The organism is Bacillus sp. FAU20, assembly GCF_056033865.1.
Window position 1 is genome coordinate 287,977 of record NZ_JBVYHY010000027.1, and the last position, 12,719, is coordinate 300,695.

A 12,719-nucleotide genomic window follows, 5' to 3' on the forward strand; every position below is an offset into this window, starting at 1 on the left:
TGTTAAAAGAAAAGCTTTGTTCATAAAGTAGACAAAAAACACACTCAAATGAATTTAAGTGTGCTGTATAAACTATTTGCATATTATTTTGCTTATTCAGATGGCATGTTCTCTGGTGTATATTAGATGCTGTCTTTTATATCGAGTATAAAGTTTAATATATGCATTTATCTGTCCTGTTTGATCTAGTGAGGGAGGCACGTTGAGTGGATTTAATAGGAAGTTTTGCACAACAGTCCAACCGCTTGCAATACGAATAAAAAATTAGAAACAAATTTTTAATATCACATCATCTCTTTTTACTGAAAATTCCTTTTAACGTAACAAAGAGGTTAATTATAGTTCAACTACATTACGATAGGTTATCAATTATAGACGGTATTTTACAATACCGTTACTGTGCATTTCAATGAGGTGAAAATATAACAAAAAGCCTGATAAAACAACGTTTGCAAGCAAAGTATTCGTAGGCCATTATTTTGCTTTTTCGTTATATCATATAGTATAATATTCAAAATCAGCAAGGATTTTTTCCTGAATTTTTGCTGATAAAGATGGAAAAATTTTTCGGCTTTATAGGTTGATAAAGTTATGTCGTAACAGGAAATATAAGAACAGATATATAAATAAATAAAAAGAACATAAAAACGCAAATAAAAACGAAAATGAGGGGAACTTTATGAGCCAAAATCAATTCGAATGTCGTATTTCAGAAGAAGATGTACAAATGTTAAGAGCGTTAGCTCACCCACTTCGTCTACGTCTAGTAATGGAACTTATGCAAAGAGGAACATGTAATGTAACACAACTACAGGAAGTATTAGAAATTCCGCAATCAACGGTTTCACAACATTTAACGAAGTTAAAGCAAAATAAAGTAGTGCGCTTTGAAAGACGAGGATTAGAAGTGTATTATCAAATTCATAATGATAAAGTAAGTGCGGTAGTAAAAACATTATTTTCATAAAATTTGAATATTGTGGAAAAAGACGTATGTAATATACGTCTTTTTTTATTTGTCAGAAAGGTAGCGAGAGAGTAAATATTAGCATGTGAGGAAGAAATGACTATTAATCAACATGCTGCCTTACCGAATATATTCTAAAAGGAAAAGAAAAAATAGAAAGGAGTGTAGTAAGCAAAAGGAGGGATAGTAGTATGGATGTGAAACGTGTGAAACAAATCTTATCTTCTTCAAGTAGAATTGACGTTACATATGAGGGCGTACCAGTATGGATTGAGAGCTGTGATGAGCAGAAGGGGAGTGCTCAAGTGTATGATGTATCTAATCCTGGTGAGAGCGTTCATGTGGACGTGACAGCTTTAGAGGAGAAATAATAAAAAAGACGCTTCTAATTTTAGAAGCGTCTTTTTGTTATTCCATCATATGTGCAATTTTCTTAGAGAACATCAGAAGTACTAATCCCAGTACAATTACGATAATACCGATGCTTGCGAATACTTCTAAATATCCTAAAGATTGAGTGAAAGCGGCTAATTGTCCTGCTAATAAGTTTGCGAAGCCAGTACCAGCTAACCATACACCCATTAATAATGATGCTAATTTAACAGGAGCGATTGCACTTACCATAGATAATCCGATTGGTGATAAGAATAACTCACCGATTGTGTGGAACATGTAAGTGAATACAATGAATAGTAAATTTGCTTTCATTGTAATGTTACCTTCATCGCTACCAGTTTTTAAAACAGCTAAAGTTAGAACTAAATATCCAATCCCTAGTAAAATCATGCCTAATGCCATTTTTGTTGGGATTTTCAAATCACCATTTTTTGTTTTTGAAAGCTTAATCCATAACGCAGAAACAGGTAATGCTAGTAAGATAATGAATAGTGGGTTTACAGATTGGAACCAAGGTGTTGGAATTGTAAATCCACCGATTGTACGATCTACGAACTTATCTGTGTAAAGTGTTAAAGAACTACCAGCTTGCTCAAATCCTGCCCAGAAGAATACTACGAAACAAGTTAAAATTAAAATTGCAGCAGTACGTTTTTTCTCTTGTGTTGTTAAAGGTTTTTTCTCAATTGCTTTTGCATTTTTTTCTTTAGATTGTTTACCTACAACAGTTGTTCCGATAGACCCTAAGTAACGAGGTGCTAAGAAATTAAAGGCAAGCTGCCCAATAATCATACCGATACAAGCTGTTAAGAAACCGTATCTATAATCTGCGAAGTAACCGCAAATGAATGGAGCGATAAGAGCTCCTAAGTTAATCCCCATGTAGAAGATAGTGAAGGCACTATCACGACGAGAATCATTTTCGCTATATAATTGACCTAATAAAGTCGAAATATTTGGTTTGAAGAATCCGTTACCAATAACTAATAATCCTAATCCTAAGAAAAGTCCAGTTTTTGTGTTCATTGAGAATAATACAAAGTTACCAATTGCCATGATGATACCACCAATAGTAATGGCATGTCGCTTCGTAATGAAATGGTCAGTTAACCAACCACCAATAATAGGTGTGAAATATACAAGCATTGTGAAAATACCGTAAATTTGAACTGCAACTGCTTTATCAAATCCTAAACCGCCGCTTACTAAGCTCGTTGTTAAATAAAGAACTAATAAGCCACGCATTCCGTAATAACTAAATCTTTCCCACGCCTCTGTAAAGAACAACAAGTATAACCCTGGTGGATGTTTTTTTGGTGATTGTTGCTCTCCAGCTTTGTCTAATTTTAAAGCTGCATCCATTTTTGTTTCCCCCTAATCCTGTATAACGGATATTTATGTAATCATTTTAATTTACAAAATATTTAGAAGTCAATAGAATTATATGGAAATAGAAAGAAAATTTCTAAAAAAGTTCTATTTTTCTTCAACCGTTACTGTATTTTGCCCTGAAAACGAGATGATAAGCGTTTTCAAATGTAATAATTGAATTCTAAAAGAAAATAAAATAGTGATTAATCAGAAAATTTAGATTAAAAAAATATTCTGATATAAAGAAAATATACTCTATTTACTTTTATAATATAACATATTGGGAATAAAAATACAAAACGAAATAATGTGACATTTAAGTGAATTGAAAAATAACCAGCTCCATAGAAGGGAGCTGGTTAAGGAAATATTATTTAACAAAGCGCTTTTCGATGTCATCTAGTAATAGGTTAGCAGCCATTACACCGCCAGCTGTATTCCAAATAACATCGTCGACTTTGTATGCTTTACCATTCTTTACGGCATTTAAATTTTTAAATAGAGGATCGTTTATATATTCTTTTTCTAGTTCAGATCCTTTTTTCTCATTTCCTTTATCGAATGTGAAGTAGAATAATACGTCACCATCCATAGCAGAAATACGCTCTTTAGATACGTTACGCTCTGCAAAATCATCTTTATTTTGATCTCCAGGACGTTTAAATCCAAGTTCTTTTAAAATAACACCAGAGAATGTATCGCCATGATAAATACGAACATCACCAGGCATGAAACGAACCATAGAGATTTCTTGATTTACTTTATCGCCAAGTTTGCCTTTTAAATCTTTCATACGTGATTCGTAATCAGCTACAACTTTTTGACCTTCTTTTTCTTTATTTAATGCTTTTGCATAAAATTTGAAGTTATCTTTCCATTCACCACGTAATGTTTCTGAGAACACAGTAGGTGCAATTGCTTTTAGTTGTTCGTACACTTTTTCGTGGCGCATTTTGTTACCGATAATTAAGTCTGGTTTTAAAGAAGCGATTGTTTCAACGTTAACTTGTCCTTCATCACCAACAACTTTTACATCTTTCATTTTATCCTTAATATGTGGATACCATGGGTCACCAGTCCAAGACTTTACAGCACCAACTGGTTTCACACCTAATTCAAGTAAAGCTTCAGTTCCTTCATTTGTTAAGATAACTACACGTTTTGGATTAGCAGGAACTTCTGTTTTACCCATTGCATGTTCTACAGTAACCACTTCTTTTTTAGTATCTTCTTTTGGAGATTCTTCTTTGTTATTTGATTTTCCACAAGCGCTTAAAAGCATTGAAAATGCTAGTAAAAATACAAATACTGTAAACGATTTCTTCCGCATGAAATTCATTATGTACCCCCTATATGTTGAGAATATTTTTCAATAGCAAGCATGATATTAAGCCTTTATCTTTTAATTGTCAATATATATGGGTGAAAATAATTCTCATTTCCGTTGACAATGAGAATTAAGTTGAAATACACTAACAACGTATCATTATACATTGAAGGGGAAACGCTGCATGTTATTAAAAACAAATCGAGCAAAATGGATTGGATTATTTGTTGGAATCATTGCAGTCGTCATTTGTATTTGGGGAAGTATTATTTTCGGATATACAAATACGAGTTGGAAACTAGCATTGGATGCTTTTTTCCATTTTAACGGTTCCAATGAACATATTATTATTGAAAATGTACGTCTGCCTAGGGCGTTAATTGCAGCTAGTGTTGGTGCTAGTTTAGCCATTGCTGGTTGTCTTATGCAAACTTTAACGAAGAATCCACTTGCTTCTCCAGATTTTATTGGATTAAATTCAGGTGCTGCGTTCTTCATAGTTGTAGCAATTGTAATCTTTTCCGTGACATCATTATCAGCTTTCACATGGATTGCTTTTTTAGGAGCGGCGGTTGCAGCTGTACTTGTATTTGCTTCTAGTTCTTTAGGAAAAGAAGGGACTACTCCTCTTAAGTTAACGTTAGCAGGGGTCGCAATTAGTGCGTTATTTTCATCATTAACACAAGGATTACTTGTGTTAAATGAAAAAGCACTTGAAGAGGTATTATTTTGGCTTGCTGGATCTGTGCAAGGGAGAAAGTTAGAAATTTTACAATCTGTATTCCCGTATTTATTAATAGGATGGATTGCATCTCTTATGATGGCAGGGAAAGTAAATACATTGATGATGGGAGAAGACGTCGCGAAAGGACTTGGACAACGAACAATTTTAATGAAATCGTTCGTGTTACTTATTATTGTACTGTTGTCTGGTGGTTCAGTTGCGGTTGCTGGCCCAATTGGATTTATTGGAATTATTACTCCGCATTTTGCTAGATTTCTTGTTGGAGTTGACCACAGATGGAGAGTGCCCTATAGCGGATTGTTAGGTGCAATACTACTAATATTGGCTGATATAGCAGCAAGATATGTCATTATGCCACAAGAAGTACCAGTGGGAGTTATGACAGCATTTATTGGAGCACCGTTCTTTATTTATATTGCACGTAAGAGAGGGCTTAGCAAATGAAGAAATATATTCCGTTTCGTATAGGAAAAGGCGAGCTCTCGTTTTTAATGTATAAACGAGCTTGTCTCGTCTTGTTAAGTTTACTAGTTGTTTTAATAGGATTATTCTTTGCGAGCGCAGGTATGGGAGACATGAAAATTGCTCCTTATGACGTATGGCAAGCAATTACCGGAAATGGCGATGCGATGTCTAACATGGTTGTAAATAAGTTTCGTATGCCACGTATTTTAATTGCTATCCTTGTAGGAATTGCGCTTGCGGTAGCGGGCTGTATTTTACAAGGGCTCGTTCGAAATCCACTTGCTTCTCCTGATATCATCGGGATTACGGGCGGGGCAAGTGTCGCAGTTGTATTATTTTTAGCGCTATTTAGTGATAAAAATAATGCACTAACGGTAAGTATTCATTATATGCCGCTCGCAGCTTTTGCAGGAGCAACGATTGTAGCGGTTTTTGTATACTTATTTGCATGGAAAAATGATGGATTATCACCAATTAGTCTCGTTTTAATTGGTGTTGGATTTTGGGCATTAACGAAGGCGGCAACGACTTTGTTTATGTTATTAGCACCAATTTATCAAGCGAGTCAAGCGAATGTATGGATTACAGGTACCGTTTACGGATCTTCTTGGCAAAATGTTATGGTACTTGCGCCTTGGGTTCTCATTTTAACAGTAATATCATTTATCGCAGCTAGGCATTTAAATGCACAAGAGCTAGGGGATGATATAGCGGTAGGACTTGGGGTTCCTTTAACAAAGTCGCGTGTATTTATGTTATTACTTAGTACAGCTTTAATTGGTGGTGCGGTAGCTTTTGCCGGAGGGATTGGATTTGTCGGTTTAATGGCACCACATATTTCACGAAGATTAGTTGGTTCTTTATACGGTGCATTACTCCCAGTTGCAGCTATTGTCGGTGCAATTCTAGTACTTGCTGCAGATTTAATAGGGCGTACAATTTTCACACCACTTGAAATTCCAGCAGGGGTATTTACATCAGCAATTGGTGCACCTTATTTTATTTATTTACTTTATAAAAGTCGGAATTCATAAAGGGAGATGAATATGCAAAAAGCATTGGAGACGAAACGCTTGACGTTGTCTTATGGTGAAACAATTATTATTGATGAGCTGAACTTAGAAATTCCAAAAGGAGAAATTACAATTTTTATTGGTTCTAACGGTTGCGGGAAATCAACTTTATTACGTTCACTAGCCAGATTATTAAAGCCAACAAATGGTGATATTTTGTTAGATAATCAAGCAATTCAAAGTATGCAAACGAAGCAAATTGCTCGTCAAATGGCGATTTTACCGCAAGGACCACAAGCACCAGAAGGACTTACAGTATTACAACTTGTAAAGCAAGGGCGTTATCCATATCAAACATGGCTGAAGCAATGGTCAGAAAAAGACGAGGAAATGGTACAGAAGGCACTTGCAGCAACAGGTATGACAGAATTTGCTGAGCGAGATGTGCATGCCCTTTCAGGTGGACAACGTCAACGTGCTTGGATCGCAATGACACTTGCACAAGATACAGATATTATTTTACTGGATGAGCCAACTACATACTTAGATATGACTCACCAAATTGAAGTGCTAGATTTATTATTCGAATTAAATGAAACAGAACAAAGAACAATTGTTATGGTATTACATGATCTAAATTTGGCATGCCGCTATGCAGATAACATTGTAGCAATTCAAGATAAACAAATATATGCACAAGGTAAACCTGAAGAAGTGGTAGATGAGAAACTAGTACGTGATGTATTCCGAATGGAGTGTCAAATTAGTACGGATCCGTTGTTTGGAACACCACTTTGTATCCCGCACGGAAGAGGAAGACGTGTAGTTAAAGAAGTTGCCCAGGCAATGAGATAAAAAAACGATGAGTGATTCATCGTTTTTTTTATTTTGTACAAGAAAATAAGAGAAAGAGAGGAATTCGTAAGCGACGTTTATACTCTTCTTCATTTTGAAAATAGGTTGAATTTGGTGTAGCTTCTTTTAATGATGTAATGGTAAATCCAGCTTGCTGTAATAATGTGAAATACTGTTCCGTTGTACGATGATATTTAATAACTTCTTGGTCAATCCATGGTTCAACCCGTTTGCCTAGTTTAAAGTAATGATCGACGAGCCAACTCGTTCTTTTACCACTTGTTTGTAAGCTTTCAAACGAAGAAGTAATTACGGGATGTTGAACGCTAAAGGTAAAGGTGCCATTTGTTTTTAAAGTTTGAAACACTTTTTGAAAAATGGTATCAAGATGTTCAATATAATGTAAGGCGAGTCTAGATGTTACTAAATCAAAAGTGGAAGAGGGGTAGGTATAATCTTTGAGGTTTAAAAAATGAACAGATCCATTTTTATTTTCTAGTTGTTTTTTAGCTTTTTCATACATAAATTCGGAGCCTTCAATGCCGGTGTAAGAGTGGCATCCCTTTTCTAATAATTCCGCGCCAAACTTAGCGTCACCACAGCCTAAATCGAGAATTTGTTTTCCTTGTACATGACCAATGAGCTGAAAGAATACTGGTTTTTCAATGGATTCATTTGGGCTATTTTCTCGGTATCTTCGTTTCATATATTGTTCGAAAAATGCTGTGTTATTGTATACATCAGATTCTGTAAATGCCATGTTTGAAACCTCCCGAAATATTTTTTTAATTCTATCAAATATGAAAAGTAAATCATAGATTTATTGTAATGAATCATATATAATCTAAAATTGTAAGCGGTTACTTTAAACTATTTTTCTATAATAAATTCTGAAAACGTGTTAAGCTAGTAGAGGGATTATTGGAACTATTAAGACAATAATTCGCTTACATGAACGATGGGAGGCTTCACGATGTCTAGTAAAACACTTGCGAAATTTTTAGAAGAAAATTTAGAGGATTTAAAATCAAAGGGGCTTTATAACGTAATTGATCCGCTTGAGAGTTCAAATGGACCGATCATTACAATTGGCGGAAAAGAATATATTAACTTATCTTCAAACAACTATCTTGGATTAGCAACAGATAGCCGTTTGCAAGAAGCAGCAATTGGTGCAATTCATAAGTACGGTGTTGGGGCAGGAGCTGTTCGTACAATTAACGGTACTTTAGATTTGCATATTAAATTAGAAGAGACAATTGCAAAGTTTAAACATACAGAAGCAGCAATTGCTTACCAATCAGGATTTAACTGTAATATGGCAGCGATTTCAGCCGTTATGGATAAAAATGATGCAATTCTTTCAGACGAATTAAACCATGCTTCTATTATTGATGGTAGTCGTCTATCAAAAGCCAAAATTATTGTTTATAAACATTCGGATATGGAAGATTTACGCCAAAAAGCAATCGCGGCGAAAGAATCAGGTCTTTACAATAAATTAATGGTAATTACAGACGGTGTCTTCTCAATGGACGGAGATGTTGCGAAATTACCAGAAATTGTTGAGATTGCAGAAGAATTAGATTTAATGACATATGTAGACGATGCACACGGTTCAGGCGTACTTGGAAAAGGTGCAGGAACTGTAAAGCACTTCGGTCTATCTGATAAAGTTGATTTCCAAATTGGTACATTATCAAAAGCAATTGGGGTAATTGGTGGATATGTAGCAGGGAAACAAAACTTAATTGACTGGTTAAAAGTTCGTTCACGTCCATTCTTATTCTCTACAGCATTAACACCAGCTGATGCAGCTGCATGTATGCGATCCATTGAAATTTTAATGGAAAGCACAGAGCTACATGATCGTTTATGGGAAAATGGCCGCTACTTGAAACAAGGATTAAAAGAACTTGGCTTTAACATTGGGGAAAGTGAAACGCCAATTACACCTTGTATTATTGGTGACGAAGTGTTAACACAAGAGTTTAGTAAACGTCTAAATGAGGAAGGCGTATACGCAAAATCTATCGTGTTCCCAACTGTAGCTAAAGGAACAGGTCGTGTTCGTAATATGCCTACAGCAGCTCATACGAAAGAAATGTTAGATGAAGCAATTCGTAAGTATGAAAAAGTAGGAAAAGAAATGGGCATCATTTAAGTAACGACATCTTTTGAATAGCTTGCAAATGAGGAGTGGGGAAAATGAAAAAAATTCTAGTAACCGGTTCTTTAGGGCAAATTGGTTCTGAATTAGTAATGAAACTTCGTGATGTATACGGCGCATCAAATGTTATTGCAACAGATATTCGTGAAACAGATAGTGAAGTAGTAACATCTGGTCCATTTGAAACGTTAGATGTAACAGATGGACAAAAACTACATGATATCGCAAAGCGTAATGAAGTAGATACAATTATTCATTTAGCAGCTTTACTTTCAGCAACAGCAGAAAAAAATCCGTTATTTGCATGGAATTTAAATATGGGTGGACTTGTAAATGCATTAGAAGCAGCTCGTGAATTAAACTGTAAGTTCTTCACGCCAAGTTCTATCGGTGCATTCGGTCCATCGACGCCAAAAGATAATACACCGCAAGATACAATTCAGCGTCCTACTACGATGTATGGGGTGAACAAAGTAGCAGGAGAATTACTATGTGATTATTATCATCAAAAGTTTGGCGTAGATACGCGCGGTGTCCGTTTCCCAGGTTTAATTTCTTACGTAGCTCCTCCAGGAGGCGGAACGACTGATTATGCAGTTGAAATTTATTATGAGGCGATTAAAAAAGGTGCATACACCTCATACATTGCTGAAGGAACATATATGGACATGATGTATATGCCTGATGCTTTACAAGCAATCATTTCATTAATGGAAGCTGATCCAAGTAAGCTAGTGCATAGAAATGCATTTAACATTACAGCAATGAGCTTCGAGCCAGAGCAAATTGCAGCGTCAATTCGTAAACACATTCCGACGTTTACAATGGATTATGCAGTAGATCCAGCTCGTCAAACAATCGCTGATAGCTGGCCAAACTCTATTGACGCAACTGCAGCAATGAAAGAGTGGGGCTTTAAAGCAGAATACGATTTAGACAAAATGACAACTGACATGCTGGATAAGTTAAAAAAAAAGCTCACAGCTGGGTTAGTGATGAATTAATAGGAAGGGTCGATTCTTAGGAATCGGCTCTTCATCATTTTGGAAGGGAGAGAAGTCTTGTGCAAAGAGTTGACGTTGTATATGCACTAATACATGACGAAGAAACAGATAAAATATTAATGGTACATAATGTAGAACAAAATGTTTGGTCATTGCCAGGCGGGGCTGTGGAAAAAGGTGAAATATTAGAGGAAGCACTAATAAGAGAAGTGAAAGAAGAGACAGGTTTAACTGCTACGTTAGGTGGACTTGTTGCGATCAATGAAAAATTCTTTGAAGAATCAGGGAATCATGCACTATTTTTTACATTCCGAGCGAATGTAGTAAAAGGTGAACTTATTGCGGAAGATGAAGGTGAAATTTCTGCAATAGAGTGGGTGGATCGAAAAATTGTGAATGAGCGTTTCCCATACTATGACGCAGGATTTGAATCTTTATTAGAAGTAGCCATTCCGTACAAGTTTCAACCAGAAACAAAGTAATTGAACGAAAAAATAGGAGCCACAAGGCTCCTATTTTCTATTCAATCGTCTTCAGTAATAGTTTTTTCAGCAATGGTTTAATCTTCAATCGTAAATCTTCAGCATGATTTGCAACTAAGAAGTGATGGTTATAAATGTTTTTCATCAATTGATAAGTTGCTTCTTTCGCTTCGCCTTCTTCGATGAAGATACCGATTACTTCCATACCACTTTTACGCGCGAGTTTAACAGCTTCATGCGTATCTAAAATTCCGTCTTGTTGATAGTCTAGCGCAGAAGGCTCACCGTCTGTGAAGACTAGTAAGAATTTATGTTTCTCAGGTCTTTTGGCAAGTTTTTCAGAAACGATACGAATAATATATCCGTCGCGGTTATCTTCTTCTTCACGAAGTTGCATAATTTCTGGACCAACGTTTGGTAACGTTGAGTTTTTATAATTTACAACTTCATGGATAACGTTTGGTTTATCTTCAGGTTTAGCGCTAGAGGCATCTTCCCAAAATCCGCTAATAGCGTGTGGGATTTTTAAAGATTTTAAAGCTTCATGGAATAGTACAACACTCTTCTTCGTTTCTTCCATTTTGTTATACATAGAACCAGAACAGTCAACTAACAGTTGGAATGCAACATCGAGTTCTTGTGACTCTTGTCCTTTTTTATAAAACATACGCGGTTGTTTTTCGGTATAAATACGAAGGAATTTCTTACGAAGTCTTCCGTAATATTTATCGCTATTCGCATTCGTTTTATTTTCAATTGTTTTTTCGATAATTTTCTTTAATTCTTTTACATCTTTATTAACGACTGATTTGATAGCTTGGTAATCTTTTTTCTCATCTGAGTTTGGTTTGCGAGCTTCTTTAAATGTATGAGAAGCACCTACATTATACTTACCGTATGCACCGTCGTGCTGGCTAGAAGCGTGTGAAGCCCTTGCTTCTTCTGTATCAGCGCCATCAAAGTTGGATTGTGTACTTTTTTGTGAAGTACCTTGTACAGAACCAAGTGCTTGGTCGCCATCTTCTGATTCACGGGCAGTATCACCCATCATATTAGTTTTTGTTCCGCTTTCTAATTCAAAGCGTAAAAAGTTCTCGTTTTCGTTATTTTTATTTTCACGATGCCATGTGGAGAAACTTTCATCCATTTTGTTTTTATTTTCATCGTCATCTATAAGCTGCGTATCATCATTTGCTAAATCTTCGACGCGACAGTTCTTTTCGTCTGCAAGGACAGATAAGTAAAGTGGAGCATGTCCGAAATAGTTGTTAAGCATATCACTTTCAAGAAGCGCCTCTAAGCGATAGCGAATTTTCTCAACGATATACATAATATCTTCTGTGTTACGTGCTTGGAATGTTTCATGTAAAATCGCTTCAATTTGCTCAAAATATTCATTATTAAACATTTCATATTTATCGCTCGTTAATGAAAGATAGCATAGGCAAAATAGACGATCACTGTGATAATTACGAACGCGGTTTATTTCATTTTGAGAGCCGAAATAGTTGCGGTACATTTCTTTTCGACGTTTAAAAACATGCTTCGTGCCAGGACGTAAGTTCTTTACGATTTCCTCAACGCGTAAATCTTCTAATAGAACAAATAATTGTGTTAAAAACTTTTTTAGGGGCGATTCTTGCAATTCAATCGCATAAGAACGAATTAAAGTCATGTCCGAGTAATGTTTATTACCAAGTGCTTTTAAGAACACTTCGCTTTTTAATCCGATTACTGTATCTTCTTCTTTTCGATCATCCCAAAAGTGACTAATGACAACTTTCTTTTCAATTTCGTCGTAGTATGCTTTATAGCCATATTCAAGATAGGCATCGTCTTCTTTTAGAAGGGCATACATTAAATTTTCCATTTGTAGAAACAGCGACGCATCAATTTTTTTGTCACTAAAAATTTGTCTCATAAA

The 12,719-nt window shown here is 35.6% G+C and carries 12 protein-coding genes; 8 read left to right on the forward strand and 4 right to left on the reverse strand.

Annotated features, from left to right (window positions below; translation table 11 throughout):
• The first annotated feature begins 679 nt into the window (after nt 1-679).
• Entirely contained in the window at nt 680-967 is a 288-nt protein-coding gene (locus AC0OM3_RS27125) for an ArsR/SmtB family transcription factor (protein ID WP_000081428.1), read from the forward strand.
• A 191-nt stretch (nt 968-1,158) separates the two neighbouring features.
• The gene (locus AC0OM3_RS27130) at nt 1,159-1,338 is read left to right on the forward strand and encodes an acid-soluble spore protein H (RefSeq protein ID WP_000382679.1); all 180 of its coding nucleotides are present in this window, start codon (nt 1,159-1,161) and stop codon (nt 1,336-1,338) included.
• 37 nt (nt 1,339-1,375) lie between these two features.
• On the opposite strand, the gene AC0OM3_RS27135 is transcribed toward AC0OM3_RS27130, so the two are convergent.
• Together AC0OM3_RS27135 and AC0OM3_RS27140 are read right to left on the reverse strand one after the other, a co-directional pair.
• Nucleotides 1,376-2,725 (reverse strand): peptide MFS transporter, encoded by a 1,350-nt coding sequence (locus tag AC0OM3_RS27135; RefSeq protein ID WP_000338314.1) that lies wholly within the window; start codon nt 2,723-2,725, stop codon nt 1,376-1,378.
• A 379-nt stretch (nt 2,726-3,104) separates the two neighbouring features.
• Entirely contained in the window at nt 3,105-4,073 is a 969-nt protein-coding gene (locus AC0OM3_RS27140; RefSeq protein ID WP_001010268.1) for an ABC transporter substrate-binding protein, read from the reverse strand.
• Nucleotides 4,074-4,245: 172 nt separating this feature from the next.
• On the opposite strand from AC0OM3_RS27140, the gene AC0OM3_RS27145 reads away from it, so the two are divergent.
• The 3 genes from AC0OM3_RS27145 to AC0OM3_RS27155 are packed head-to-tail and all read left to right on the forward strand — an operon-like array spanning nt 4,246 to nt 7,139.
• Nucleotides 4,246-5,250: a FecCD family ABC transporter permease gene (locus tag AC0OM3_RS27145; RefSeq protein ID WP_000925225.1), complete on the forward strand. Its 1,005-nt coding sequence runs from the start codon at nt 4,246-4,248 to the stop codon at nt 5,248-5,250.
• A complete protein-coding gene (locus AC0OM3_RS27150; protein ID WP_000760057.1) occupies nt 5,247-6,305 on the forward strand; it encodes a FecCD family ABC transporter permease in 1,059 nt (352 codons plus the stop codon). The genes AC0OM3_RS27145 and AC0OM3_RS27150 overlap by 4 nt, the downstream gene beginning before the upstream one ends.
• A gap of 12 nt (nt 6,306-6,317) precedes the next feature.
• Nucleotides 6,318-7,139: an ABC transporter ATP-binding protein gene (locus AC0OM3_RS27155; protein ID WP_001167953.1), complete on the forward strand. Its 822-nt coding sequence runs from the start codon at nt 6,318-6,320 to the stop codon at nt 7,137-7,139.
• 28 nt (nt 7,140-7,167) lie between these two features.
• On the opposite strand, the gene AC0OM3_RS27160 is transcribed toward AC0OM3_RS27155, so the two are convergent.
• A complete protein-coding gene (locus AC0OM3_RS27160) occupies nt 7,168-7,899 on the reverse strand; it encodes a class I SAM-dependent DNA methyltransferase (protein ID WP_061883773.1) in 732 nt (243 codons plus the stop codon).
• Between the two features lie 213 nt (nt 7,900-8,112).
• Between AC0OM3_RS27160 and AC0OM3_RS27165 the strand changes: the two genes are divergently transcribed.
• From AC0OM3_RS27165 to AC0OM3_RS27175, 3 genes are read left to right on the forward strand one after another with little or no spacing between them, the layout of a single operon-like run.
• Nucleotides 8,113-9,303, forward strand: coding sequence for a glycine C-acetyltransferase (locus AC0OM3_RS27165; protein ID WP_000095906.1), 1,191 nt, complete (start codon nt 8,113-8,115; stop codon nt 9,301-9,303).
• Nucleotides 9,304-9,347: 44 nt separating this feature from the next.
• Nucleotides 9,348-10,313, forward strand: coding sequence for an L-threonine 3-dehydrogenase (locus tag AC0OM3_RS27170; protein ID WP_000723128.1), 966 nt, complete (start codon nt 9,348-9,350; stop codon nt 10,311-10,313).
• A 59-nt stretch (nt 10,314-10,372) separates the two neighbouring features.
• A complete protein-coding gene (locus AC0OM3_RS27175) occupies nt 10,373-10,795 on the forward strand; it encodes an NUDIX hydrolase (RefSeq protein WP_001189943.1) in 423 nt (140 codons plus the stop codon).
• Between the two features lie 37 nt (nt 10,796-10,832).
• Here the strand turns inward: AC0OM3_RS27175 and AC0OM3_RS27180 are convergent, their stop codons facing one another.
• Complete coding sequence (locus AC0OM3_RS27180; RefSeq protein WP_098604986.1) at nt 10,833-12,716, reverse strand: vWA domain-containing protein; 1,884 nt, start codon at nt 12,714-12,716, stop codon at nt 10,833-10,835.
• Nucleotides 12,717-12,719 lie beyond the last annotated feature (3 nt).

Bases quoted from the DNA above. Each gene is read 5' to 3' on its own strand.
- AC0OM3_RS27125 (WP_000081428.1), top strand. From the start codon at position 680: ATGAGCCAAAATCAATTCGAATGTCGTATTTCAGAAGAAGATGTACAA.
- AC0OM3_RS27130 (WP_000382679.1), top strand. From the start codon at position 1,159: ATGGATGTGAAACGTGTGAAACAAATCTTATCTTCTTCAAGTAGAATT.
- AC0OM3_RS27135 (WP_000338314.1), bottom strand. From the start codon at position 2,725: ATGGATGCAGCTTTAAAATTAGACAAAGCTGGAGAGCAACAATCACCA.
- AC0OM3_RS27140 (WP_001010268.1), bottom strand. From the start codon at position 4,073: ATGAATTTCATGCGGAAGAAATCGTTTACAGTATTTGTATTTTTACTA.
- AC0OM3_RS27145 (WP_000925225.1), top strand. From the start codon at position 4,246: ATGTTATTAAAAACAAATCGAGCAAAATGGATTGGATTATTTGTTGGA.
- AC0OM3_RS27150 (WP_000760057.1), top strand. From the start codon at position 5,247: ATGAAGAAATATATTCCGTTTCGTATAGGAAAAGGCGAGCTCTCGTTT.
- AC0OM3_RS27155 (WP_001167953.1), top strand. From the start codon at position 6,318: ATGCAAAAAGCATTGGAGACGAAACGCTTGACGTTGTCTTATGGTGAA.
- AC0OM3_RS27160 (WP_061883773.1), bottom strand. From the start codon at position 7,899: ATGGCATTTACAGAATCTGATGTATACAATAACACAGCATTTTTCGAA.
- AC0OM3_RS27165 (WP_000095906.1), top strand. From the start codon at position 8,113: ATGTCTAGTAAAACACTTGCGAAATTTTTAGAAGAAAATTTAGAGGAT.
- AC0OM3_RS27170 (WP_000723128.1), top strand. From the start codon at position 9,348: ATGAAAAAAATTCTAGTAACCGGTTCTTTAGGGCAAATTGGTTCTGAA.
- AC0OM3_RS27180 (WP_098604986.1), bottom strand. From the start codon at position 12,716: ATGAGACAAATTTTTAGTGACAAAAAAATTGATGCGTCGCTGTTTCTA.